This window comes from Streptomyces sp. NPDC038280 (genome assembly GCF_055600045.1).
Window position 1 is genome coordinate 40,593 of the sequence record NZ_JBVJYZ010000007.1, and the last position, 24,261, is coordinate 64,853.

A 24,261-nucleotide genomic window follows, 5' to 3' on the forward strand; every position below is an offset into this window, starting at 1 on the left:
TTCGGGCGTCAGCGTCCTACGTCGGCAAGCTTCGCCCGCAGCTGCAGGACGGATTTGGTGTGGATCTGGCTGACGCGGCTCTCGGTGACGCCGAGGACGTGGCCGATCTCGGCGAGGGTGAGGCCTTCGTAGTAGTAGAGGGTGACGACGGTCTTCTCGCGCTCGGGGAGGGTGTTGATCGCCCGGGCAAGGAGTCTTCGCAGTTCGCGGTCCTCGGCGACCTCGACGGGGTTGTCGGCGGCGGTGTCCTCGAGGGTGTCCATGAGGCTGAGCCGGTCGCCGTTCTCGCCGCCGACGTGCAGCAGCTCTTCGAGGGCGACCACGTTGGCGAGGGACAACTGACTGAAGACGCCGTGCAGTTCCTCGAGGGTGATGTCCATCTCGGCGGCGACTTCGCTCTCTGAGGGGGAGCGGCGCAGCTGGGCTTCGAGGGTGGCGTAGGCGCGTTCGACGGCGCGTGCCTTCTGGCGTACGGAGCGGGGGATCCAGTCCAGGGCCCGCAGTTCGTCGATCATGGCGCCGCGGATGCGGGTGATGGCGTAGGTCTCGAACTTGATCGACCGCTCGACGTCGAATTTCTCGATGGCGTCGATGAGTCCGAAGACACCGGAGGAGACGAAGTCGGCTTGTTCCACATTGGAGGGCAGTCCCACGCTGACGCGCCCCGCGACGTACTTGACCAGCGGCGAGTAGTGCAGGATCAGCTGCTCTCGCAGGCGCTCGTCGCCCGTTGACTTGTACGACCGCCACAGCTCGTCGAGTGACGTGGGCGCGGACGGCCGCGCGGTGCCCCGGGCTGCGGGGGGCACCGCGGTGCGGTCAGACCCGGAGGTGTGCTGGGGCATGCGTTGCCTTGAGCCGTTCTGCTGTGGGATGCGGGGAGGCGTGCGCCTGGGTGGGGGTTCTGGCGAGCGTAGCGTGACTGGACGGTCGCGGTGAGCGAACGTGCGGGGATCGCTCCTGGGTGGGGGGCCTGGGTCGGCCACACGCTCGAACCGTGGCCGTCGCGGTGTGCGTCGGTCGTTCGGGCGGGTCCGGGGGAGGTCCGTGAGTCATCGGGATCACTTTTTCACCCGAATGCTCCTGGTCAAGTACCGCCTCGCCGGGTGTTCGAGGCGCGTCTGGCGTGCCTTGTCAACTGCCAGTGGTCGCCCTGGCGTTGGACGAAGCCGAGGGAGTGGAGTTCGTACAGCTTGGCGAGTGTCTCGTCCGGAGGTGTGGCGGCGTGCTGGGCGATGACGCGGCCGGTGACGGTGCCGTGGCCGGGGAGTGCTTCGAGTACGCGGGTGGCGAGGGGGTCGAGGAGGTCTCTGGGGAGGACGGGGCCGCGGCGGTCGGGGGCGAGTTCGCCGATGTCTCCGATGAGCTCGATGATGTCGGCGGCGTCGGTGACGAGGGTGCCTTCGCCGCGGAGGAGTTCGTGGACGCCTGCCGAGAGGCCGCTGGTGACGGGCCCGGGGACGCCCATGGTGTGGCGGCCGAGTTGGTGGGCGTTGCGGGCGGTGACGAGTGATCCACTGCGGTATTGGGCTTCGACGACGACGGTTCCTCGGGTGAGTGCGGCGATGACGCGGTTCCGGAGGATGAACCGGCTGGGTGTGGGGTGACTGCCGGGCGGTAACTCGCCGATGACGAGGCCTTGTTCGGCGATGCGTCCGATGAGTTCGGTGTGGCCGCGGGGGTAGGCGGTGTCGACGCCGCAGGCGAGTACGGCGATGGTGGCGCCGCTGACGGCGAGGGTGCCTCGGTGTGCGGCGCCGTCGATGCCGAAGGCGGCGCCGGATACGACGACCCAGCCGCGTTCGGCGAGTGCGGAGGCGAGGTCGGCGGCGGTGTGGGCGCCGTAGGGGGTGCAGGCGCGGGCGCCGACGAGGGCGACGGAGCGCAGGGCCCAGGTGCGCAGGTCGCCGGGGCCGCGGATCCAGAGTCCGATGGGTCGGGCGGTGCCGAGGTCGTCGAGTTGGCGTGGCCATTCGGGGTCGCCGGGGATGACGAGGCGGGCGCCTGCGGCGTGGGCGGTGGCGAGGTCGCGCTCGGGGTCGGCGGCGGCTGCTCGGGTGCGCCAGGCGTGGATGCGGCGTTCGCCGGTGTCGCCGAGTGCTCCTGGGTGGTGGGTGGGGGTGGTGAGGCGGGCGAGGAGTTCTTGTGCGCCGTATTGGTGGAGGCATCGTCCGGCGTGTTCGTCGCCGGGTTCGATGGTGCGGGTGAGGGCGGCGCGGGCGAGGCGTTCGGGGTCGGGTGGGGTGGGGGTCATGGCTGTGCTCCGGCGCCGGTGGGTACGCCTCGGGCGATGCCGGTGCGCAGTTGCAGGGCGAGGGCGACGTCCTGGGGCTTCGGGCGGTCGTGGCCGGCGAGGTCGGCGATGGTCCAGGCGACCCGCAGGACGCGGTCGAGGCCGCGGGCGGTGAGCAGGCCGCGTTCCATGTCGCGTTCGGCGGCGGCGAGGGCGCCGGGGGCGACGAGGTAGCGGGTGCGCAGTTCGTGGCCGGGGATGTCGCTGTTGACGGTCCAGGGCGTGCCGTGGAGTCGGGTCGCGGCGCGGTGTCTGGCTTCTTGGACGCGGGCGGCGACGGCTGTGGTGGGTTCGCCTCTGCCGCCTTGGGCGAGGAGGTCGGAGCGGGTGACGGGTTCGACTTCGACGCGGAGGTCGACGCGGTCGAGGAGGGGTCCGGAGAGGCGGGCCTGGTAGCGGCGGATGAGGGAGGCGGGGCATTCGCATCCGGCGCCGTGGAGGGTGTGGCGTCCGCAGGGGCAGGGGTTGGCGGCGAGGGTCATGAGGAAGCGGGCGGGGAGGCGTACGACGCCTGCGCTGCGGGCGACGACGACGTGGCCGGATTCGAGGGGCTGGCGGAGGGCGTCGAGGGCCTTTCCGGAGAATTCGGGGGCTTCGTCGAGGAAGAGGACGCCTCGGTGGGCGAGGGAGACGGCGCCGGGGCGTGGGAGTCCGTTGCCGCCGCCGACGAGGGATTGCATGGTGGCGGAGTGGTGGGGTGCGCAGTAGGGCGGGCGGCGGACGAGGGGTTCGCCGGGCGGGAGGATGCCGGCGACGGAGTGGACGGCGGTGACTTCGAGGGATTCTTTTCTGGTGAGGGGTGGGAGGACGCCGGGGAGTCGTTCGGCGAGCATGGTTTTTCCGGCTCCGGGTGGGCCGGTGAGGAGGAGGTGGTGGCTGCCGGCGGCTGCTACTTCGATGGCGGTGCGGGCCGTGTGTTGTCCGGCGACGTCGGCGAGGTCGGGTCCGTCGGTGGGGTCGGGTGCGAGTCCGGTGCCGATGCCGGCGCCGGGGACGAGGAGGCCGGCGAGCATGGGGTCGGGGCGGCCGGGGTCGGTGGGTTCTTCGTCGGGGACGGGTTCGTCGGTGAGGACGGCGATGAGTTGTCGCAGGCTGCGGATGCCGAGGACGGAGATGCCGGGGACGAGTGAGGCTTCGCCGGCGGTCTGTTCGGGGACGACGACGTGTTGGTAGCCGGCTTCGGCGGCGGCGAGGACCGCGGGGAGTACCCCGCGGACGGGCCGGGCGCGGCCGTCGAGGCCGAGTTCTCCGATGAGGACGAGGTCGGCGATGACGCGGGGGTCGATGCGTTCGGCGGCGCCGAGGACGGCCGCGGCGACGGCGAGGTCGAATCCGCTGCCGCTTTTGGGGACGGATGCGGGGCTGAGTCCGACGGTGAGTTTTTTCTGGGGCCAGTCGGCGCCGGAGTTGACGATGGCGGCGCGGACGCGGTCGCGGCTTTCGGTGAGGCTTTTGTCGGGGAGTCCGACGAGGGTGAAGGCGGGTACGCCGGGTTCGAGGTCGGCCTGGACTTCGACGAGGACGCCTTCGACGCCGAGGAGGGCGACGGAGCAGGTGCGGGCGAATCCCATCAGGCCACCCCCTGGGCGTGGTCGACGACGGGGGCGCCTCGTCGTGGGAGGACGATGCCGATGAGGTCGATGCGCAGGCCGCCGGGTGGTGGTCCGCCGTGGCGGTGGAGCCAGCAGGCGGCGAGCCTTCTGAGGCGGTCGGCTTTGGTGGGTGTGATGGCGGCCATGGGGTGCTCGAAGGCGCCCTCGGTGCGGGTTTTGACTTCGCAGATGACCAGGGTGTCGCCGTGCTGGGCGACGATGTCGATTTCTCCGGTGCGTCCGCAGCGCCAGTTGCGTGCGATGACGGTCATGCCGGTTTCGGTGAGCCGGCGTGCGGCCAGCTCTTCTCCGTAGCGTCCGAGTGCCCCCGTGGCGTTCATCGGTACCACCTCCGGTACCGACTGTGACGGGCCGGCCGGAGGCTTGTGGATCTTGGTGGACAACCGGCCGGTTGTGGATAACTCCGTCACCCGATCGGGTTCTCCTGCCGCCCCGCCCGGGAGGCGGCCGACGGCGTCAGCTGCCGGGGAGCTCCAGATCGCTCTTATTGAGCTCCTCGATGTTCACGTCCTTGAATGTGAGGACGCGCACTTGCTTGACGAACCTCGCGGGCCGATACATGTCCCAGACCCAGGCGTCGGCCATCGAGACCTCGAAGAACACCTCGCCCTGGACCGAGTGGACCTGCATCTCGTAGTCATTGGTGAGGTAGAAGCGCCGCTCGGTTTCGATCACGTATTTGAACAGCCCGACGACGTCGCGGTACTCCCGGTAGAGCTTCAGCTCCATCTCGGTCTCGTACTTCTCGAGGTCCTCGGCGCTCATGGCATGTTCCCCTTCACCCGTGCGTCCCCCCATTGTGCGCCGGTCCCCCGCGCCCCTAGACGATTTCCGGGGCCAGGACCACCGGTGCACTCGGGGGTCCCTCGTCGAGCAGTGCGTGGAGCAGCTCGGCGAGTCTGGTCGGGTACACCGTCTCACGGGCCACCGACAGTTCGGCGGAGGTCCACCACCTCAGACCCGCGATACTGCGCGCTTCCAGCTCGGTGAGACCGCCGGGCAGGGTCGTGGTCTGGGTCGTCCGGGCCAGGTAGTACCACTCGTCCTGGTCCCAGCGGCGCCCGTCGAAGGGGAAGGAGCAGATCCGCTGCCACAGCACGGGTCCGAGTTCGACGTCGGTGATGCCGGTTTCCTCGGCCAGTTCCCGCAGGGCCGCCTCTTCCCGGCTCTCGTCGCCCTCCACGCCGCCGCCGGGGGTGAACCACCAGGTCAGGCTCGGGTCGTCGGGCTCGTAGCCGTGCAGCAGCAGGATGCGGTCGTCCGGGTCGAGCAGCACCACGCGCGCGACCTGCCTGAGCGCCCGCCCGTGGGCGGGGGGTTCCGCGGGTGCGCCGGTCATCGGGGAGCCGTCTGCCGGGCGGGTTGCGGGCGGCGGGTGAGGAGCCGGGCCAGCGGTCCGTACGCGGCTCCGAGGAGGATCAGTACGGCCCCGGTGACCACCGCGCCGAAGACCAGCTTCACCGGGCCCGGCCGGGACACCCCGCCGGGCAGGGAGGCGAAGCTCTCCGGCCGCTCCAGGACGGTCCCGAGGGGCCAGGCGATGGCGTCCACGCGGGCGCTGACGGCCGTACGGGGCACGGAGCCCTGGCCGGCCTCCTGGAGGTGGACACGGGAGTCGAGGGAGTTGCGGCGCTCGTCGCCGAGGAGGAACAGGTTCCCTTCGGGCACCTGGGCCGTGAAGCCCTGACCCGAGGCGGGTCCCTGCGAGTGAAGATACGGTTCCTCGATCACGGTGCCGTTGATGGTGAGGCGGCCGTCGGCATCGCAGCAGGCGACCTTGTCCCCGCCGACGCCGACGACCCGCTTGACCATCGGCATGTCGCCCCAGAGGGGGTCCTTGAAGATCACGACATCGCCGCGGCGCACGTCGCCGCCGTCGATGCGCTGGGCCAGCACACGGTCCCCCACGTTGACCGTGGGGGTCATGGAGTCGCTGGGCACGGTGTACGGCTGGTACAGCACGGCGCCCCAGACGAAGCCGCCGAGGAAGAGCACACAGCCGACGGCCACGGCCAGCCCCGACAGCACACTGCCGAGGCGGCCGCGGCCGCCGTCCGTTCGTACAGTCCCGCTCATCCCAGCGCTCCCCACCTCGGAGATCGACGATCTGGGCGGCACCCTACCCGGGCTTCCCTACTCAGCGGTATGCCGAGCGGAGGGCCCTTCGTCACTTCCTTGCCGCAGTGCCTTGATCAGCGAGCGGTCAGGCGCTTCCTGCGCCACAGCACCAGCGGCACCGCGCCGGCCAGGCCGGCCGCGCCGGGGGCGACGGCCGCGACCGCGCTCAGTCCGGGCTGGTCGAAGGTGTCCGGTACGGGCAGGGTCGCCCAGCGGTTGAGCGGCCAGGCCACCACGACCGCGCGGCCGACGACATCCTCCGTGGGGACCGTGCCGTTGCCGGGGCGGTCCTGGTGGTAGCGCGAGTCCAGCGAGTTCTGCCGGTTGTCGCCCATGACCCAGATGCTGCCCTCGGGCACGGTGATCGGACCGAAGGGGTGGTCGTCGCAGGGCGTCGAGCCGGGGTAGATGTACGCCGTCTCGTCCAGAGCCCTGCCGTTGACGGTGACCCTGCCGCCCTTGCGGCACTGGACGGTGTCGCCGCCGACCGCGATGACCCGCTTGATCAGGTCCTTCTCCTCGGCGGACGGCATCAGGCCGATGAAGCTGAGGAACTCCTGCACCGCGTTGGGCTCGGCCACGGGCTCGCCCTGCAGCCAGCCGTCCGGGTCGTGGAAGACGACGACCTCGCCGCGCTCCGGCTCGGAGCCGAACCACGGGGTCAGCTTGTCGACCAGCACCCGGTCACCGCGCTGCAGGGTGTTCATCATCGAGTCCGAGGGGATCGAGAACGCCTGCACCAGGAAGGTCTTGATCAGCAGGGCCAGGACCAGGGCGATACCGATCAGCAGCGGCAGTTCCTTCCAGAACGACCGCTGCTTCCTGCCCTCGTCATGCCCCTTGTCGCCGTCGCCGTCACCATCGCCGCCGTCACCGCCGCCGCTCCGGGCGTCGCCGTCCGGCCGGCTACCGGAGTCGTCCGTCATGGCTGCGGGTCGCTTGGCGAGCTGCTCGGGCCTCTCCTCGGGTTCGTCGTGTCCGGATCGTGCGCCGACCGCCACATCCCCCACATCCACTCCTCACTCCGTGCAATTGCCTGCTCCAAGCCAGAGACAAGCCCATCACTCCCATAACGAGCGGGAGTTCCGCAGGGGTCGGGAGCTGGATCAATCCGTTGAGATTCCGAGAGGACACACTATGCGACGGGCGGAGCGCCGTGGTCGACGCCGAGTCCCGCGCGTCCGGTACGGAGGCGTAGGTCTCCTGCTCCTCCAGCGTGCTCCAGTGGCTGAAGGGCCAGGCGATGACGACCGCGCGTCCGACGACCTCTTCCTCGGAGACCGTTCCGCGATCCTTCTCGTCGAGATGGAAGCGCGAGTCGGCCGAATTCGACCGATGGTCGCCCATGACGAAGATCCGTCCGACCGGCACCTTCACCTCGAACCTGATCTTCGATGGTTCGTTCCCCGGGTGCAGATACGGTTCGTTGAGCGGGACGCCGTTGACGGTGACCCGTCCCTCGGTGTCGCAGCACTTCACGGTGTCGCCGCCGACCGCGATGACGCGCTTGATCAGGTCCTGCTCGTCCGCGGAGGGCAGCAGGCCGATGAACGTGAGGCCCTCTTTGATCTGTTTGACGACGACGGGGTCGTCGTCCTTGGGTGCCTGTTCCTGCTGGAGCCAGCGGCCGGGGTCCTTGAAGACCACCACGTCACCGCGCTGCGGCTTGGAGCCGAACCACGGGGTCAGCTTGTCGACCAGCACCCGGTCGCTGATCCTGATCGTCTGCTCCATCGACCCGGACGGGATGACGAAGGCCTGGACCAGGAAGGTCTTCAGTACGAGCGCGATGCACAGCGCCACGACGATGAGGAGGGGTATCTCCTTGACGGCGGAGCGGCGCCTGCGGCGTTTGACCTTGCGGGCGAGCTTGCGCCGCTCCGCCCGGCCGGGCAGCGGCCGGGCGCCGTCCGTGGGGCGCGAGCCCGTGGGCAGCCTGGTGTCGGTGCGATGGTGCGCGCGCCTGCCCCGGTTACCCATGGCCCCCACCCGGGTGCGGGGCGGCGGGTGTGTGGTCGAAGGCGTGGGTCTCCTCGACGGCTGACCAGCGTCCGACGGGCCATCCGATCCATTCGGCGCGTCCGATCACCCTGTCGACGGGGACCATGCCTCCGCCCGGTTCGCCGAGATGGTCGCGGGAGTCGCGGGAGTTGGCCCGATGGTCGCCCATGACCCATAGGGTGCCCTCGGGCACGACGATGTCGAAGGGGACCTTCGACGGGGCATCGCCCAGGAAGAGGTACCACTCCTCCACCGGTATGCCGTTCACCTCGACTCTGCCCCCCTTGTCGCAGCAGACCACGCGGTCGCCGCCCACGCCCACCACGCGTTTCACGAAGTCGGTCTCGGCGGGCTCGGCGAGGCCGAGTGCCGCGCCCGCTCCGCGCACCACCCGGGTGACCGGGTTGGTCTCCGGCGCCTGCTGGACGAAGGATCCGGTGCCGTCGAAGACGACGACGTCGCCCCGTCCGGGCTCGGAACCGAAACGGTACGCCAGTTTGTTCACCAGCACCCGGTCCCCGATCCGGAGGGTGGGCTCCATGGAGCCGCTGGGGATCAGGAAGGGCTGCAGGACGAAGTGGCTCAGGAGCAGCAGGAAGACGGTGCAGATGAAGCCGGTCACGCCGGCGCCGCGCCACGAGATCCCGGGACGGCCCGGCCTCCCTGTCCGCCACGGGAGCGTGAAGCCCCCGGACATGCGCGCGGAGCGCGACCGCTCCCCCGTCTCGGAGGAGCGGTCGCGCTCCGTGTGCTGTGCTTCGGTGTCCATCAGGGGCAGAGCCTATCCGGCCGCCCTGTGACTGCCTGAGTCCGAAGTCGAGCGGACCTGTGAGCCGGGGCTCAGCGGTCGCGCTTCTCCTTGATCTTGGCAGCCTTGCCGCGCAGCTCACGCAGGTAGTAGAGCTTCGCGCGACGGACGTCACCGCGGCTGACGAGCTCGATCTTCTCGAAGATCGGGCTGTGCACCGGGAAGGTGCGCTCGACGCCGACGGAGAACGAGACCTTGCGGACCGTGAAGGTCTCGCTGACGCCCGAGCCCTGGCGGCGGATGACGACACCCTTGAACTGCTGGATACGGGAGCGGTTGCCCTCGATCACTCGGACGTGCACGTTGACGGTGTCACCGGGGCGGAAGGCCGGGAGGTCGCTGCGCAGGGTGGCGGCGTTGACGCCATCGAGCAGGTGAGACATGTTCTTCGTCTGCTTTCTTCGCACGACGCCACAGGTCGCCGGGCGGGAGTTCGGTGGAGAATTCGGGTGCTGTGTCACCTCGTCTGCGACGGTCCCCCTGTGGCAGGGGCGCATGCGGGCGTACAGCAGCGGCCTATTCTTCCATGTTCTGGGGCCTGCGCCAAAATCGGCCGCCGGGCTCGGGAGCCCAGCCCAGGATGGAGAGGGTTTCCCGGTCCTTCTTGTCGAAGGCGGACGGGTCGCAGCGTTCGATCAGATCGGGCCGGTTGAGCGCGGTGCGCCGGAAGGCCTCGTCCCGCCGCCAGCGGGCGATCTTGCCGTGGTGGCCGCTGAGCAGCACGTCGGGGATGGCGCGCCCCCGCCACTCGGGGGGTTTGGTGTAGACGGGCCCCTCCAGCAGATTCGCCATGGCGCCCGGGGCGAAGGAGTCGTCGCGGTGGGATTCGGCGTTGCCGAGGACGCCGGGGAGCAGCCGGGCGACGGCCTCGGTGATGACGAGGACCGCGGCCTCGCCGCCGGCGAGTACGTAGTCGCCGATGGAGACCTCGTAGACCGGTACGCGGGTGGCGTACTCGTCCATGACCCGGCGGTCGATGCCTTCGTAGCGCGCGGGCGTGAACACGAGCCAGGGCCGCTCGGACAGTTCGACGGCGAGTTCCTGGGTGAAGGGCCGGCCGCTGGGCGTGGGGACGACGAGTACGGGGTGGTGGGCACCGCTCTCGTAGCCGTCGGCGAGGACGTCGTCGAGGGCGTCGCCCCAGGGCTCGGTCTTCATGACCATGCCGGGACCGCCGCCGTAGGGCGTGTCGTCGACGGTGTTGTGCCGGTCGTAGGTCCACTGCCGCAGGTCGTGCACGCCCACGTCGAGGACGCCGCGCGCGCGGGCCTTGCCGACGAGGGAGACGTTCAGCGGTTCCAGGTACTCGGGGAAGATCGTGACGACGTCGAGGCGCATCAGTGCTCGTCCTCGGCGGCGTCCCGGGCGGAGGCGATCTCGGCGCGGTCGTCGATCAGGCCGGGCGGCGGGTCGATGACGGCCTTCTGCTCGTCGAGGTCGATGTCGGTGACGATCTCCTCGACGAAGGGGATCATCAGCTCGGTGCCGTCGGGGCGCTCGACGATGAAGAGGTCCTGGGACGGGAGATGGGAGATCTCGGTGATGCGGCCGATCTCGGTGCCGTCGGCGAGGACCACGTCGAGGTCGATGAGCTGGTGGTCGTAGTACTCGTCGGGCTCCTCAGGGGTCTCCTGGGGATCGACTTCGGCGATGAGAAGGGTGTTGCGCAGGGCTTCGGCGGCGGTGCGGTCGCGTACGCCCTCGAAGCGCAGCAGCAGCCTGCCGCTGTGCACGCGGCCGGTCTCGATGGTCAGCGGCCCGGTGGACGCCGGGTCGGTGAGCAGGACCGCTCCGGGGCCGAGCCGCAGTTCGGGCTCGTCCGTACGCACCTCGACGGTGACCTCGCCCTTGATCCCATGGGCGCGGCCGATCCGCGCGACTACCAGCTGCACTCTCAACTCTCCTGTCGGACGACGACGGGCCGGGGTGGGCCCGTAAGCCCTCCCCGGCCCGTGCCGGTGTTCATCTTTGTCAGCGAGCCTGGTCCACGTCGACGAGGTCGACGCGGATGCCGCGGCCGCCGATGGCGCCCACGACGGTGCGCAGTGCACGCGCGGTGCGGCCGTTGCGACCGATCACCTTGCCGAGGTCGTCGGGGTGGACCCGGACCTCCAGCACACGGCCGCGGCGCAGGTTGCGCGAGGCGACCTGCACATCGTCCGGGTTGTCGACGATGCCCTTCACGAGGTGCTCGAGAGCCTCCTCGAGCATGCTCAGGCCTCGGTCGACTCAGCGGCGGACGCCGACGAGACAGTCTCGGCCTCGTCCGCCTTCTTGTCGGCCTTCTTCGCCTTCGGGGTGATGGCCTCACCCTTCGACTCGTCGCCCTCGAGGGACTTCGCGAACTCGTCGAACGCGGCGCGCTTGTCGGCCTTCGGCTCGGCGACGAGCAGCGGCGCCGGGGCCGGCAGGCCCTTGTGCTTCTGCCAGTCACCGGTGAGCTTCAGGATCGCGAGAACCGGCTCGGTCGGCTGGGCGCCGACGGACAGCCAGTACTGCGCGCGCTCCGAGTTGACCTCGATGCGCGACGGGTTCTGCACCGGGTGGTACAGACCGATCTCCTCGATGGCCCGGCCGTCACGGCGGGTACGGGAGTCGGCGACGACGATGCGGTAGTGAGGCGAACGGATCTTGCCCAGACGCTTCAGCTTGATCTTGACTGCCACTGGAGTGGTGTCTCCTGGTCTTGACGTGGTTGGGCACATGAGATGCCACGTGGGGTTGCGGTACTCGGGTGCCCGATGGACGCGTCAGCCGGAGGAGAGAGGGGTCCTGTGCGACTGTCGAGTACAGCTAGCCATTGTGCCACACGCCTGGGCGTCAGCTCGCTGCGGCCACCGCTTCCGGGATGCGGAAGGGCTTGCCGCAGCCGCCGCAGACGATCGGTGCCTGGGCGAGGACCGAGGGAACGACCCGGACGTTGCGTCCGCAGTCGCAGACGGCCTTGACCCGGACCCCGCCGCCCGAGGAGCCGTGCCGGGCGGCCGGTCCGCGGAAGGAGCGCTTGGTGTCGGAGGCCGTCGCGACGGTGTGCGCCTTGAGGGCGCGCTGGAGCCGCTCGATCGTCGGACGGTACCGGCGCTTGGCCTCGGGGTTGAGCGTGACCAGGGAGAAGCCGCTGCTGGCGTGCGGCTCCTCGGGGTGGTCGAGGCCCATTTCCTCGGCGATCGCCAGAAATCTGCGGTTGTGATATCGGCCGGCGCGTGAGGTGTCGCGGACTCCTCGGGCGGCGGCGATGCCGTGGACTGCCTCGTGGAGCAGCCGTTCGAAGGAGAGCTCGGCGCCACAGGCGGACGACGACTCTCCGATCAGGGACTCTGGCGCGGCTAGGTCCGGCAGCTCGGGGTGGTGCCGCTGAATGTCGGCCCACGCCTGTGCCAGCTCTGCGGCGAGAACAGGTGGTGTCGTGCTCACGTCGCGTCTAACGAGCCTGGGCGCCCCCGGGTTCCATTCCGGGGCATCCCAAATATTTTGCACGTACCCGTCAGTTGCCCTTGATGCGTCCTGACGAGGGCCAGTGCGCTGATCTGCGGAGAAGGCTCTCAGCTCACACCAAGGTGGTACGTAGTGGTGCGCCGGTGCAGTGGCGCCGCGGGGCACGCTCCCCCGCGCGCGGGTGAACTGCGCGCGCCGGGGAGCCCGTTGCGCGGCAAGGGCGCGTGGCGCCGAACGGCGTCCCGGGACGTGGCCGGTGGGAGCGACAGTACCGGGGGCCCCGGCGGCGGTCCCCACCGCCCCCGAGCGCCCCGGCGGGGATGGGTGTGTACGGCAACGAACGCAAGCGTGGCGCACGACCACTGGACGCCGGGACGGATGGGGAGTTCCCTGGCATACGGGGGGAGAGCGAGCGCACGTACACGGGGGCTGTCAATCAGGGCACGGACGCACAGATGGACTCTCGGCGGATTGGGGCGCATTCCATGACACCTACGCTCGTCCGGCACCAACCTCACCCGGACCCGGCGGCCGCGGTCACGGACGCGCGGGCGCGCGCCCGGGACTGGGCGGAGATCCAGGAACGGATGCTGGTGCCGCTCTACGAGGCGGTGTACGAGCGCCTCGACACCGGCGCCGGGACACGGCTGCTGGGCCTCGGCTGCGGCTCGGGACTCGCCCTGCTGATGGCGGCCTCGCGGGGCGCGCATGTCACGGGCGTCGACACGGATGACGCGCGCGTGGAGCTGGCCCGGGAGCGGCTTCGGACGGCTCTCGCGGCCGCGGAGCGGGAGCCGGGGCCGGACGCGCCGTCCGCGCGGCTTCTCGCGGGCCGCCCGGTGGACGCGGTGGACGGGGCCTCTCCCCCGTACACGATGATCACCGCCTTTCACCCGATCGGCTGTACGGCGGGTGACTCCGAGGAGCTGGCGCCGACGCTGGCCTCCGTCGCGGCGGGGGCGGAGCGGGGCGGGGCGGTGGTGCTGACCGCCTGGGGGCCGCCGGAGCGGTGTGCCACCTCGGCGGTGCTGCGGGTGGCGACCAAGCTGGCCGACCGGATGCGGGCGCGGACGCGTGGTGCGGGCGGCTGGCGGCCGGCGCCGCGGGACGAGCTGGAGGAGATCGCGGGCGAGGCGGGTCTGAAGCCGGACGGTTCGGGGCGGGTGGCGTGCCCGTTCGGGTACGCGGACCTCGACAGCGCGCTGCGCGGGCTGATGTCGACGGGCGTGTTCGACGCGGCGGTGGCGGCGACGGACCAGGCGCAGGTGGAGAAGGAGCTCACGGAGGCGCTGCATCCGCATGTGCGGCGGGACGGCACGGTGTGGATGCCGAATGTGTTCCGGTATCTGATCGCCCGCACGAGGTGAGTCCTCGGGGGTGGGCCGGTCCGCCCCCGCTCATGGACGAGCGGCATCGGGAAGGGCCCGGAGGCGGTCTGCCTCCGGGCCCTTCCCGTACGCCCGTCGTCCGGGCCGTGGACCGTGTGCCGGCCGTCAGCCCATGAACTTCTTGAACTCGTCGGGCAGCTCGAAGTCCTTGCTCGGCTCGCCGGCCGGCAGCCCGAACGCGCCGCCCTGCTGGGCCTGTTCGCGGCGGGCGGCCGCGGCCTGCTCCTCGGCCTTGCGCTTCATCGGGTTGCCGCTCTTGCGCTTGCCCTTGGCCTGCTTGATCTGCTTCTTCTGGCGGCCCGCGCCACCACCCATGCCCGGCATCCCGGGCATCCCCGGCATGCCGCCGCCCTGGGCCATGCGGGACATCATCTTGCGGGCCTCGAAGAACCGCTCGACCAGGGACTTGACGGCGCTGACCTCGACGCCGGAGCCCTTTGCGATGCGGGCGCGGCGGGAGCCGTTGATGATCGTCGGCTCATGGCGCTCGGCCGGGGTCATCGATTTGATGATCGCGGCCGTGCGGTCGACGTCCCGCTCGTCGATGCTGTTGATCTGCTCCTTCATCTGCCCCATGCCGGGCAGCATGCCGAGCAGCTTGGAGATGGAGCCCATCTTGCGGACCTGCTCCATCTGGGCGAGGAAGTCGTCGAGCGTGAAGTCCTTGCCCTTACTGCTCGCCAGCTTGGAGGCCATTTTGGCGGCCTCTTCCTGGCTGAAGGTCTGCTCGGCCTTCTCGATGAGCGAGAGCATGTCGCCCATGCCGAGGATGCGGGACGCCATGCGGTCCGGGTGGAACGCGTCGAACTCGTCCAGCTTCTCGCCGTTGGAGGCGAACATGATCTGGCGGCCGGTGACGTGCGCGATGGAGAGCGCGGCGCCGCCTCGGGCGTCACCGTCGAGCTTGGAGAGGACGACGCCGTCGAAGCCGACGCCGTCGCGGAAGGCCTCGGCGGTGTTGACCGCGTCCTGACCGATCATGGCGTCGACGACGAACAGGACCTCGTCGGGGCTGACGGCGTCGCGGATGTCCGCGGCCTGCTGCATCAGCTCCTGGTCGATGCCGAGGCGGCCGGCGGTGTCGACGATGACGACGTCGTACTGCTTGGTCCGCGCGTACTCGATGGAGTCCTTGGCGACCTGGACCGGGTCGCCGACGCCGTTGCCGGGCTGGGGCGCGTAGACGGAGACGCCCGCGCGGTCGGCGACGACGGAGAGCTGGTTGACGGCGTTGGGGCGCTGGAGGTCGCAGGCGACGAGCAGCGGCGAGTGGCCCTGTCCCTTGAGCCAGAGGCCGAGCTTTCCGGCGAGGGTGGTCTTACCCGCACCCTGGAGACCGGCGAGCATGATCACGGTCGGGGCGGTCTTGGCGAAGCGCAGGCGCCGGGTCTCGCCGCCGAGGATGCCGATGAGCTCCTCGTTGACGATCTTGATGACCTGCTGGGCCGGGTTCAGCGCCTGGGAGACCTCGGAGCCGGCGGCCCGCTCCTTGACCTGCTTGATGAAGGCGCGGACGACGGGCAGAGCGACGTCGGCCTCGAGCAGCGCGATCCGGATCTCGCGGGCGGTGGCGTCGATGTCCGCCTCGGACAGGCGGCCCTTGCCCCGGAGGTTCTTGAAGGTCGCTGCAAGGCGGTCGGAGAGGGTATCGAACACGGCGGTCGCGGATCCTCAGCTGTCGGGGGCGGCGGATGGTCGTCCCCCAGGGTATCCGGCCGCGCGCGATGGGGTCTGCCCCCTCCTGGTACGGGGTGGGCGGGGGCGGCCCAGGGACCCCTGGGGCCGCCCGTGGGGGCGTCAGCCGCGCAGGGCCGTCTCCAGTGCCCCCGCGACCGACGCCGCCTCCTCGGGGCCGAGGGGGGCGCCCGCGGGGTCCGTCACGTAGAAGGCGTCCACGGCGTTCGCGCCGAGCGTCGAGACATGGGCGCTGCGCACCCGTACCGACGCCGATTCGAGCGCGTGGCCGATCCGGTGCAGCAGCCCGGGGGCGTCCTGGGCGCGGACCTCGATGACCGTGGCGAGGCGGGAGTCCGCGGACGCCACGGTGACCCGGGGCGGCGGGGCCTGGACGCCGCGCCTGCGGGGGTAGGCCGCTTCGCGTTCGGCGAGGCGGGAGGTGATGTCGAGGGAGCCGTCGAGCGCGCGGACGAGGTCGACGCGCAGGCGGTTGGCCTGGGGCAGGGAGCCGTAGGCGGCCGCGACGCGCCAGTTGAGGACGAGGACCGTGCCGGTGCCGAGCTCTCCCGGCAGCTCGATCGCGCGCAGGTCGGCCGCGCGGACGGTGAGCCGGTGCAGGGCGAGGACGCCGGCGACGGCCGGGAGGACTCCCGGCCGGTCGGGCAGGGCGATCAGGAGCTCGACCCCGACGGGTTCCGGTTCCGGTTCGGGGTGGGGTCCGGAGTCCGGCTGCGGGGGCTCGGTCTGGGCGTGGAGGGCGAGGACGGGTTCGCCGGTGCGCAGGGCCTCGATGGCGAGGCGTTCCTGTTCGGCGCTGGGGGCGGTGGGTTCGGGCTCGGGGGGCGCCTCCCCGGCGAGGACGCCCGCGACTCGTTTCACCAGGTCGGCGACGAGGGAGCCGCGCCAGGAGGACCAGGCGGCGGGTCCGGTGGCGAGGGCGTCGGCCTCGGTGAGGGCGTGCAGCAGCTCCAGCGTGCCGACCGTACCGACGGCGTCCGCGACGGCCGCGACGGTCGCCGGATCGTCCAGATCGCGCCTGGTCGCCGTCTCGACGAGCAGAAGATGGTGGCGCACCAGGGTGGCGACGACGGTGACGTCGGCGCGGTCGAAGCCGATCCTGGTGGCGACGTCGCGGGCGATGGTCTCGCCGGCCACCGAGTGGTCGCCGGGCCAGCCCTTGCCGATGTCGTGGAGGAGCGCGGCGACGAGCAGCAGGTCGGGGCGGCCGACACGGCGGGTGAGCGAGGAGGCGCGGACCGCGGTCTCGACGAGGTGGCGGTCGACGGTCCAGGTGTGGACGGGGTTGCGCTGGGGGCGGCAGCGGACCCGCTCCCAGTCGGGCAGGAGCCGGGTGATCAGCCCCTCGGCCTCCAGGGCTTCCCAGACGGGGACGGTGGGTTCGCCGGCGCCGAGGAGGGTGACGAGCTCTTCGCGGGCCTCGGCCGGCCAGGGCACGGGCAGCGGTTTGACCGCGGCGGCGAGGCGGCGTACGGCGTGGAGGGAGAGCGGCAGCGCCGACTGGGCGGCCGCGGCGGCGGCCCGCAGCGGCAGCACCGGGTCGCGCTCGGGCCTGGCGGTGCGGGCGAGGACGACCTCGCCGTCCATCTCGACGACGCCCTCGGCGAGCGGGGTGCGCTCGAGGGGCGGCTTGCCGCCGCCCAGGAGGGCGCGCAGCCGGGGGCGTACCGAGCGGGCCTTGAGGACCCGGTTCACCTCGCGCCAGGTCACGTCACCGGCGTACGAGACGGTCCGGGCGGCCTCGTACACCTCGCGCAGCAGGGTGTCGGCGTCCAGGAGCCCCAGCTCCTCGGCGACGGCGTCCTGCTCCTGGAGGGCGAGCCGGTCGGTGGCGCGTCCGGTGGTGAGGTGGAGCGCGTCGCGGGCGTCGAGGAGCCGGCGGCGGGCTTCGGCGAGGCCCGCGCGGGGGGCGTCGGCGAGCCAGGACGCGGCGACGGCGCGCAGGGCGGTCGCGTCGCGCAGTCCGCCGCGGGCCTCCTTGAGGTCGGGTTCGAGGAGGAACTGCAGTTCGCCCTGGCGTTCGGCGCGCTCGCGGCACAGTTCGTCGAGTTCGGGCAGCCGCTTGGGGGCCTGGTTGCGCCAGTCGGCGAGTACGGCCGTGCGGACTCCGGCGGCGAGAGCGTGGTCGCCGGCGACATGGCGGGCGTCCAGCAGCCCGAGCTGCGCCTTGAGGTCCTCGGCCGCTGTCCTGCGGGCTTCGGCGGGGGTGCGTACGGAGTGGTCGAGGGCGAGCCCGAGGTCCCACACCGGATACCAGATCCGGTCGGCGAGGGAGGCGATCTCGCCGGCGGGCGCGCTGCCGTCGTGCAGGAGCAGGAGGTCGAGGTCGCTGCGTGGGGACAGTTCGCCGCGGCCGTATCCGCCGACGGCGACGAGCGCCGTTCCCCGGGGCGGGCGGGCGGCGGTGAACAGCGCGTTCAGCCAGGTGTCGGTGAGCCGGGCCAGCGCCGCACGGCGCGGCGGCCCGGACTGCCCCTTCTCGGTGAGAAGGCGCAGCCGGGCCGCCGCGTAACCGCTGGGTCCCGAGTCTTCCGCTTCGGTACTGACTTCAAGGCTCGTCACCCAGCAGCTCCTGTCTGTTCGGCCGGCGTACGGCTAGAGGGCGTCCGGTCCGCGTTCGCCGGTGCGGACCCGTACGGCCGTGTCGACCGGGACGCTCCACACCTTCCCGTCACCGATCTTGCCGGTCCGGGCGGCCTTGACCACCACGTCGATGAGCTGTTCGGCGTCCTCGTCCTCGACCAGTACCTCGATACGAATCTTGGGTACGAGGTCGACGGTGTACTCGGCGCCCCGGTAGACCTCGGTGTGGCCGCGCTGCCGTCCGTATCCGCTGGCCTCGGTGACCGTGAGTCCATGGACTCCGAAGGCCTGCAGGGCCTCCTTGATCTCGTCGAGCCGGTGCGGCTTCACGACTGCGGTGATGAGCTTCATGCGTCCACCTTCTTGGCGTCCTGGGCGACGGGGGCGGGGGCGGCGGTGCTGCGCGAGGACGTGCCGCCGCCGGCTCCGCTGAAGTCGTACGCGGTCTCGGCGTGCTCGACCTGGTCGATGCCGGAGACCTCGTCGTCCTCGGGGACCCGCATGCCCATCGTCTTGTCGATGAGGAACGCGAGGACCGCCGAGACCACCAGAGAGTAGGCGAGGACCGCGAAGACGCCGATGGCCTGCTTGCCGAGCTGCTCGAGGCCGCCGCCGTAGAAGAGGCCCTTGGCGTCGGACTGGACGCCGCCGGTGGCGAAGAAGCCGACGAGGAGCGACCCGGCGACACCGCCGACGAGGTGGACGCCGACGACGTCGAGGGAGTCGTCGTAGCCGAACTTGTACTTCAGGCCCACGGCCATGGCGCACAGGAGACCGGCGATGGCGCCGATGGCGATCGCGCCGAGCGGGGAGCAGGAGCCGCCGGAGGGGGTGATGGCGACGAGGCCCGCGACCGCGCCGGAGGCGGCGCCGAGGGTGGTGAAGGAGCCGTGGCGGATCTTCTCGTAGGCGAGCCAGGCGAGCATGGCGGCGGCGGTGGCGACCTGGGTGTTGACGAACATCACCGCGCCGACGCCGTCGTCGTTGCCGAGCCACGAGCCGGCGTTGAAGCCGAACCAGCCGAACCAGAGCAGACCGGCGCCGAGCATGACCAGCGGCAGGCTGTGCGGCCGCATCGGGTCCTTCTTGAAGCCGACGCGCTTGCCGATGACGAGGATCACGCCGAGCGCTGCGGCGCCGGCGTTGATGTGGACGGCGGTTCCACCGGCGAAGTCGATCACGCCCATCTCGAAGAGCCAGCCGCCCGCTCCCCAGACCCAGTGGGCGACCGGGAAGTAGACGACGGTGACCCACAGGGCGATGAACAGCGCCCAGGCGGTGAACTTGACCCGGTCGGCGAGAGCGCCGCTGATCAGGGCGGGCGTGATGACCGCGAACATCAGCTGGAAGACCGCGAAGACGTACACCGGGATGGTGTAGCCGTCCCACAGCTCCGTGATGCCGATGCCGCTGAGGCCCACGTAGTCGGAGGACCAGCCGATGATCGACCCCGAGTCGGTGCCGAAGGCCAGGCTGAAGCCGAACAGGACCCACAGGATCGTGACGATCCCGAGGCTGATGAAGCTCATCATCAGCATGTTCAGGGTGGATTTGACGCGGACCATGCCTCCGTAGAAGAAGGCCAGCGCCGGGGTCATCAGCATGACCAGGGCGGAGCAGATGAGCATGAACCCGGTGTTGGCCGCAGACAGCTCGGGGGCGTCTGCGGCAAGGGTCGTGATGCCTGGGGGCATCGGCGTCTCCTCGTCGTCGGTAGGGCCTGTGCGGGGCGGGGCCGGGAATCTGCCGGACCATGAGGGGTGGCCGGTTATCGCCAGAGGTTGTCCCAGCGCCGTTTCCGCCGATGCCGCACGATGTTTCGGGGCAGTGACGAAGAGGTCGGCCGTGTTACGTGGCCATGAACTGCCGGATCACGGGATGGTCACGGTCGTACCCTCTGCTCGCGACGCGGACCGGCCGCGACAGTCACCCGTTGACCTGGCGGGGGGAGCCGAGTCGGGCTGTACGGGATGACTGTCGCGGCCGGAGTCTGGGCGGGCGGGGTGCGTCTCAGACCGCTTCGGCGGTCTCGGGCAGCTGAGCGGTGAGGATGTCGGTGAGACGGACGACCTCGGGTACGTCTCCGAAGTCCCTGGCGGCGGTGTCGACGGTCTTGCGGAGCCGGTTGTTGACCCGCTCGGAGCGGACGCTCCTGGCGACGGTGAGGGCCTTCTCCGCGAGGACCGTGGACTGCTCGGGCTCCCGCTTGAGGAGGTGCACGGTGGCCATGCCGATCAGGTTGAGTGCGTACGACCGCTGGTGCTCCTCGTCCTTGGCGAAGAGGTCCACGGCGCGCTCCATCACCGGCTCGGCGAGCGAGGCGTAGGTGGGGCTGCGGCCGGCGACATAGGCCAGGTCGCGGTAGGAGTGGCCGTTCTCGCCGTTCAGCTCGGCCTCGGAGAAGAAGCGGATCCAGTCGGGCTCCGGCTCGCCGTCGAGTCCGGCGTCGGAGAAGGTGTCCTCGGCCATCCGGACGGCCCGCTTGCACTTGCTGGGCTGCCCCATGTTGGCGTAGGCGCGGGCCTCCATCGCATACAGCATGGCCTGGGTGCGCGGGGTGGCGCAGTCGCGGCTCCCGTATTGCGCGAGGTGGATGAGCTCCAGGGCGTCGTCGGGCCGCCCGAGGTGGATCATCTGGCGGCTCATGGAGGAGAGGATGTACGACCCGAGGGGCTTGTCGCCGGCCTCCTTGGCGGCGTGCAGGGCGAGCACGAAGTACTTCTGCGCGGTGGGCTGAAGTCCCACGTCATAGCTCATCCACCCGGCCAGTTCGGCCAGTTCGGCCGCGCACTTGAACAGCCGCTGGGCGGTGTCGGCGGGCTGGGGCTCCTGGAGGAGGTCGGTGACCTCGTGGAGCTGCCCGACGACGGCCTTGCGGCGCAGTCCGCCGCCGCACTGCGCGTCCCACTGCCGGAACATCGCGGTGGTGGACTCCAGCAGGTCCAGTTCCGGCTTGGAGAGCCGGGTGGCGCGGCGGATCGGGACGGGTGGTTCGGCCCTTCCGGGTTCGGCGGCCGGGGTGGGCACCAGCCAGCGCTGCATCGGTTCGATGAGGGCGGGGCCGGCGGCGAGCGCCAGGGACGTGCCGAGGAAGCCGCGACGGGCGAGCATCAGGTCGCTGCGGGAGAACTCGCTCAGGAGCTCCACGGTCTGGGGACCGGCCCAGGGCAGGTCGACGCCGGACACCGACGGTGACTGGTGAGCGGTGCGCAGGCCGAGGTCCTCGATGGCGACGACGCTGCCGAAACGCTCCGAGAACAGCTCGGACAGGATGCGCGGGATGGGCTCGCGCGGCTGTTCGCCGTCGAGCCAGCGGCGGACCCGTGAGGTGTCCGTGCTGATGTGGTGCGCGCCCATCTGCCGTGCCCGCCGGTTCACTTGCCGCGCGAGCTCGCCCTTCGACCAGCCGCTGCGCACGAACCACGAGCTCAGCTGCTCGTTCGGGCGCTTGCCGGCATTCGTACCGTCTGCGCCACTGCCGCCCACTGGAACGCCCCCATCCGCTGATTCCGCTGCCCCGCGAACCCCTACCAGAATGCCGTGAGTTACGGCCGCCGTCTGGAGGTTGCCACCCTTCAAACAGGAAACCGGCTTGCCCCCGGCATACCCGCGCGTGCACTGCACTCCCGGTGTTCGTGTACCGAAAGTAACCCTACGATCACCGCTCCAGCGAGGGCGTTTCAAGAATCGCCACCATTCGCCACCCCTTCGAATGAACTCGCCTGCCGCTGAACACGATTCACTTGACATGTGACGGATGGAGTAGGCGCAGAGGTGCGTGGGGCGGCGCGCGACGGCCGGCCCGCACCACCTTTCACGCCTCGCCGTGCCGCCGCGGCGTGACGCCGTGTCACGGTTGGGCTCCGATTCGTAACCACCGGCGCGTTCGACCCGTTGGAGGGGGCATGGGCTTCACGATCGGCAGCACTCGCGGGATCAGGGAGATCCGGTCCGGCTCGCGGCGCCGGACCCGCTCGGCGGAGTGCACGGTGGTCGCCGAGTACACCGGACTGTGGGGCTGGGACGTGGTTCCCGGAGCACGCGCCTCCGCCGGCCGCTGCTCGTGCGGTGACCCCGCGTGTACGGCCCCGGGCGCCCACCCGCTCTCGTTCGCCGCCGAGGTCACGGCGGGCGCCGGCCTCGACGACGCGGCCAAGGCCTGGTCGGAGTTCCCCGGTGCGGCACTGATGCTCCCGGTGGGCCGCGCCTTCGACATCCTCGAGGTCGCAGAAGCGGCGGGGCGGCGGGCGCTGGTCCGGCTGGAGCGGATGGGGCTTCCGCTCGGTCCGGTCTGCGTGACCCCCTCGGGGCGGGCGCAGTTCTTCGTCGCCCCCGGGGCGGCGGCGGAGCTGCCGCACCTGCTCTACCGGATGGGCTGGGACGACGCTGCGCTCGACCTGCACTGCCTGGGCGCGGGCAGCCACATCACGGCGCCGCCGTCGGACTGCGGCGGCCTCGGGCCCTCGCGCTGGCTGCGGCCCCCGACCCTGGACACGGCGGGGGCGCCGCCGCAGGCGCGTCTGCTGCTGGGCACTCTGGCGTACATCATCCACCGCTCGGCGGCGTAGGCCTCCGGGTGGGGCGTGGGGTCGAGGCTCCCGCCGCCACCCCCGCCCGCACCCGACCGGCCTGAGCCGCCTGCCTATGCCTCGCCGATGAGCGCGTCCACGAACGCCTCCGGGTCGAACGGCGCCAGATCGTCCGGCCCCTCGCCCAGGCCCACCAGCTTCACCGGGACGCCGAGCTCGCGCTGGACCGCGATGACGATGCCGCCCTTGGCCGTGCCGTCGAGCTTGGTGAGGACGATGCCGGTGATGTCCACGACCTCCGCGAACACCCGGGCCTGGACCAGCCCGTTCTGCCCGGTGGTGGCGTCCAGGACCAGCAGGATCTCGTCCAGCGGCCCGTGCTTCTCGACGACCCGCTTGACCTTGCCGAGCTCGTCCATGAGGCCCGTCTTGGTGTGCAGCCGGCCGGCGGTGTCGATGAGAACGACGTCGGCGCCCTCCGCGATGCCCTCCTTGACCGCGTCGAAGGCGATCGACGCAGGGTCGCCGCCCTCGGGCCCGCGTACGGTACGGGCACCGACCCGCTCTCCCCAGGTCTGGAGCTGGTCGGCCGCGGCGGCACGGAAGGTGTCGGCCGCGCCGAGGACGACCGAGCGGCCGTCGGCGACCAGGACACGGGCCAGCTTGCCGGTGGTGGTGGTCTTCCCGGTGCCGTTGACACCGACGACCATGATCACGCCGGGGGTGTCCAGGCCGCTCTCGGTCTTCACCTCGCGGTCGAAGTCCGTGCCGAGCAGGGTGAGGAGCTCCTCGCGGAGCAGGGTCCGCAGCTCGTCGGGGGTGCGGGTGCCGAGGACCTTCACGCGCTCGCGCAGCCGCTCCACCAGTTCCTGGGTGGGCGCGACACCGACGTCCGCGGTGAGGAGGGTGTCCTCGATCTCCTCCCAGGTGTCCTCGTCGAGGTGCTCGCGGGACAGGAGGGTGAGCAGCCCCTTGCCGAGGGAGTTCTGCGAGCGGGCGAGCCGGGCGCGCAGCCGGACCAGGCGGCCGGCGGTCGGCTCGGGGGTTTCGATCTCGGGCGCGGGCGGCGCGGCGACGACCGGGTCCTCGACGGCGGCCGGTGCCTCGACCGCCTCCTCGGCGGTCGGGAGGCCGACCTCCTCGATCGTGCGGCGTGGTTCTTCCCGCGGTGCCTCCGCCTCGTCGCCGACGTGCGGCTCGGCGGGCGGAGCGGTGATGGTCGGCGTGGTGGACGGCGCCTCGGCCGGCGGCAGCTTCTTCTTCTTGCGACCGCTGATCACGAGCCCGCTGGTCACGGCGACCGCGACGATCAGAGCGATGACTACAGCAAGGATGATTTCCATAACCCGTCCAGTATCGGCCACGAGCCCGCCGAGGGGTCGTCCCCCGGCGGACCGGCGGGCCGGAGTCGTCTATTTGGACCTTTCGGGGATTCCATACGATGCTGGTGCACTTGGTGCGCCTTCGTGCCGCCTCTCCCCCGGAGTCCCCCACCTCTGTACGGCACGATCGCGGCGGGCGGCATCAGCTGGGTCCCCTCGGGCCCTACCTGCTCATCGCCCTGATCGGCATGCTGCTGATCAACTCGATGTCCATGTACTCGACGGACTTCACCGCCCAGACGCTCGGCATCAGGGTCCCGCGCGCGTGGGCGGTGAGTGTGAACGCGGTGATCAGCCTGGTCTTCGGTTTCCTGCCGATGGTGGTGGCGACCAGCTTCATCGGGTCGTTCATCTCTTTCCTGACGCTGCGGTCACCGAGGAGCGGGAGCCCGCACCCCTATCCATCTGACGTCACG

Annotated in this window: 24 protein-coding genes and 1 pseudogene; 3 read left to right on the forward strand and 22 right to left on the reverse strand. The window is 71.0% G+C overall.

Annotation, left to right across the window (positions count from 1 at the left end; translation table 11 throughout):
- Positions 1–8 precede the first annotated feature (8 nt).
- The 16 genes from whiG to ACZ7J0_RS16705 form a co-directional block, all read right to left on the reverse strand.
- Positions 9–845 carry an RNA polymerase sigma factor WhiG gene (gene whiG, locus ACZ7J0_RS16630; protein WP_470887974.1) on the reverse strand — a complete coding sequence of 279 codons (837 nt, stop codon included), beginning with the start codon at positions 843–845 and terminating at the stop codon, positions 9–11.
- Between the two features lie 242 nt (positions 846–1,087).
- Complete coding sequence (gene dprA / locus ACZ7J0_RS16635) at positions 1,088–2,254, reverse strand: DNA-processing protein DprA (RefSeq protein ID WP_470887976.1); 1,167 nt, start codon at positions 2,252–2,254, stop codon at positions 1,088–1,090.
- Complete coding sequence (locus tag ACZ7J0_RS16640) at positions 2,251–3,864, reverse strand: YifB family Mg chelatase-like AAA ATPase (RefSeq protein ID WP_470887978.1); 1,614 nt, start codon at positions 3,862–3,864, stop codon at positions 2,251–2,253. The genes dprA and ACZ7J0_RS16640 overlap by 4 nt, the downstream gene beginning before the upstream one ends.
- Positions 3,864–4,226, reverse strand: coding sequence for a YraN family protein (locus ACZ7J0_RS16645; RefSeq protein WP_470887980.1), 363 nt, complete (start codon positions 4,224–4,226; stop codon positions 3,864–3,866). The genes ACZ7J0_RS16640 and ACZ7J0_RS16645 overlap by 1 nt, the downstream gene beginning before the upstream one ends.
- Before the next feature lie 136 nt (positions 4,227–4,362).
- Positions 4,363–4,671: a DUF2469 domain-containing protein gene (locus tag ACZ7J0_RS16650; RefSeq protein WP_005311352.1), complete on the reverse strand. Its 309-nt coding sequence runs from the start codon at positions 4,669–4,671 to the stop codon at positions 4,363–4,365.
- Between the two features lie 55 nt (positions 4,672–4,726).
- Entirely contained in the window at positions 4,727–5,245 is a 519-nt protein-coding gene (locus ACZ7J0_RS16655; RefSeq protein ID WP_470887982.1) for an NUDIX hydrolase, read from the reverse strand.
- On the reverse strand, positions 5,242–5,982 hold the full coding sequence (lepB, locus tag ACZ7J0_RS16660; protein WP_470887984.1) for a signal peptidase I: 741 nt from the start codon (positions 5,980–5,982) through the stop codon (positions 5,242–5,244). Before lepB (ACZ7J0_RS16660) ends, ACZ7J0_RS16655 begins: the two co-directional genes overlap by 4 nt.
- A gap of 116 nt (positions 5,983–6,098) precedes the next feature.
- Entirely contained in the window at positions 6,099–7,025 is a 927-nt protein-coding gene (lepB, locus tag ACZ7J0_RS16665; RefSeq protein ID WP_470888348.1) for a signal peptidase I, read from the reverse strand.
- Positions 6,931–8,004 carry a signal peptidase I gene (gene lepB, locus ACZ7J0_RS16670; protein WP_470887986.1) on the reverse strand — a complete coding sequence of 358 codons (1,074 nt, stop codon included), beginning with the start codon at positions 8,002–8,004 and terminating at the stop codon, positions 6,931–6,933. The genes lepB (ACZ7J0_RS16665) and lepB (ACZ7J0_RS16670) overlap by 95 nt, the downstream gene beginning before the upstream one ends.
- The gene (gene lepB, locus ACZ7J0_RS16675; protein ID WP_470887988.1) at positions 7,997–8,794 is read right to left on the reverse strand and encodes a signal peptidase I; all 798 of its coding nucleotides are present in this window, start codon (positions 8,792–8,794) and stop codon (positions 7,997–7,999) included. Before lepB (ACZ7J0_RS16675) ends, lepB (ACZ7J0_RS16670) begins: the two co-directional genes overlap by 8 nt.
- Before the next feature lie 71 nt (positions 8,795–8,865).
- Positions 8,866–9,216, reverse strand: a complete 351-nt coding sequence (rplS, locus tag ACZ7J0_RS16680) for a 50S ribosomal protein L19 (RefSeq protein ID WP_468706540.1) — start codon at positions 9,214–9,216, stop codon at positions 8,866–8,868.
- 133 nt (positions 9,217–9,349) lie between these two features.
- Positions 9,350–10,171, reverse strand: coding sequence for a tRNA (guanosine(37)-N1)-methyltransferase TrmD (gene trmD, locus ACZ7J0_RS16685; protein WP_470887990.1), 822 nt, complete (start codon positions 10,169–10,171; stop codon positions 9,350–9,352).
- Complete coding sequence (rimM, locus tag ACZ7J0_RS16690) at positions 10,171–10,725, reverse strand: ribosome maturation factor RimM (protein WP_470887992.1); 555 nt, start codon at positions 10,723–10,725, stop codon at positions 10,171–10,173. The genes trmD and rimM overlap by 1 nt, the downstream gene beginning before the upstream one ends.
- A gap of 79 nt (positions 10,726–10,804) precedes the next feature.
- The gene (locus tag ACZ7J0_RS16695; RefSeq protein WP_254369541.1) at positions 10,805–11,044 is read right to left on the reverse strand and encodes an RNA-binding protein; all 240 of its coding nucleotides are present in this window, start codon (positions 11,042–11,044) and stop codon (positions 10,805–10,807) included.
- 2 nt (positions 11,045–11,046) lie between these two features.
- The gene (gene rpsP, locus ACZ7J0_RS16700) at positions 11,047–11,499 is read right to left on the reverse strand and encodes a 30S ribosomal protein S16 (protein ID WP_470887995.1); all 453 of its coding nucleotides are present in this window, start codon (positions 11,497–11,499) and stop codon (positions 11,047–11,049) included.
- Between the two features lie 154 nt (positions 11,500–11,653).
- Complete coding sequence (locus tag ACZ7J0_RS16705) at positions 11,654–12,247, reverse strand: hypothetical protein (RefSeq protein WP_468706552.1); 594 nt, start codon at positions 12,245–12,247, stop codon at positions 11,654–11,656.
- Positions 12,248–12,753: 506 nt separating this feature from the next.
- On the opposite strand from ACZ7J0_RS16705, the gene ACZ7J0_RS16710 reads away from it, so the two are divergent.
- Positions 12,754–13,635, forward strand: a complete 882-nt coding sequence (locus ACZ7J0_RS16710; protein WP_470887997.1) for a methyltransferase domain-containing protein — start codon at positions 12,754–12,756, stop codon at positions 13,633–13,635.
- Positions 13,636–13,761: 126 nt separating this feature from the next.
- On the opposite strand, the gene ffh is transcribed toward ACZ7J0_RS16710, so the two are convergent.
- The 5 genes from ffh to nsdA all read right to left on the reverse strand — a co-directional run bounded on the left by ffh (position 13,762) and on the right by nsdA (position 21,420).
- Positions 13,762–15,312 (reverse strand): signal recognition particle protein, encoded by a 1,551-nt coding sequence (gene ffh, locus ACZ7J0_RS16715; protein WP_470887999.1) that lies wholly within the window; start codon positions 15,310–15,312, stop codon positions 13,762–13,764.
- A 141-nt stretch (positions 15,313–15,453) separates the two neighbouring features.
- Positions 15,454–17,913: a [protein-PII] uridylyltransferase gene (locus tag ACZ7J0_RS16720; RefSeq protein WP_470888001.1), complete on the reverse strand. Its 2,460-nt coding sequence runs from the start codon at positions 17,911–17,913 to the stop codon at positions 15,454–15,456.
- Between the two features lie 33 nt (positions 17,914–17,946).
- Positions 17,947–18,285: a P-II family nitrogen regulator gene (locus ACZ7J0_RS16725; protein ID WP_397770036.1), complete on the reverse strand. Its 339-nt coding sequence runs from the start codon at positions 18,283–18,285 to the stop codon at positions 17,947–17,949.
- On the reverse strand, positions 18,282–19,628 hold the full coding sequence (locus ACZ7J0_RS16730; protein ID WP_470888003.1) for an ammonium transporter: 1,347 nt from the start codon (positions 19,626–19,628) through the stop codon (positions 18,282–18,284). Before ACZ7J0_RS16730 ends, ACZ7J0_RS16725 begins: the two co-directional genes overlap by 4 nt.
- A 316-nt stretch (positions 19,629–19,944) precedes the next feature.
- Positions 19,945–21,420 carry a transcriptional repressor NsdA gene (gene nsdA / locus ACZ7J0_RS16735; protein WP_470888005.1) on the reverse strand — a complete coding sequence of 492 codons (1,476 nt, stop codon included), beginning with the start codon at positions 21,418–21,420 and terminating at the stop codon, positions 19,945–19,947.
- A gap of 419 nt (positions 21,421–21,839) precedes the next feature.
- Here nsdA and ACZ7J0_RS16740 point away from each other — a divergent pair, with 419 nt between their 5' ends.
- Positions 21,840–22,502 (forward strand): bifunctional DNA primase/polymerase, encoded by a 663-nt coding sequence (locus tag ACZ7J0_RS16740; RefSeq protein WP_470888007.1) that lies wholly within the window; start codon positions 21,840–21,842, stop codon positions 22,500–22,502.
- Between the two features lie 74 nt (positions 22,503–22,576).
- On the opposite strand, the gene ftsY is transcribed toward ACZ7J0_RS16740, so the two are convergent.
- The gene (gene ftsY / locus ACZ7J0_RS16745) at positions 22,577–23,806 is read right to left on the reverse strand and encodes a signal recognition particle-docking protein FtsY (RefSeq protein WP_470888009.1); all 1,230 of its coding nucleotides are present in this window, start codon (positions 23,804–23,806) and stop codon (positions 22,577–22,579) included.
- 251 nt (positions 23,807–24,057) lie between these two features.
- Here ftsY and ACZ7J0_RS16750 point away from each other — a divergent pair.
- A pseudogene (locus tag ACZ7J0_RS16750) lies at positions 24,058–24,153 on the forward strand (hypothetical protein); the annotation flags it as partial.
- Positions 24,154–24,261: the final 108 nt, after the last annotated feature.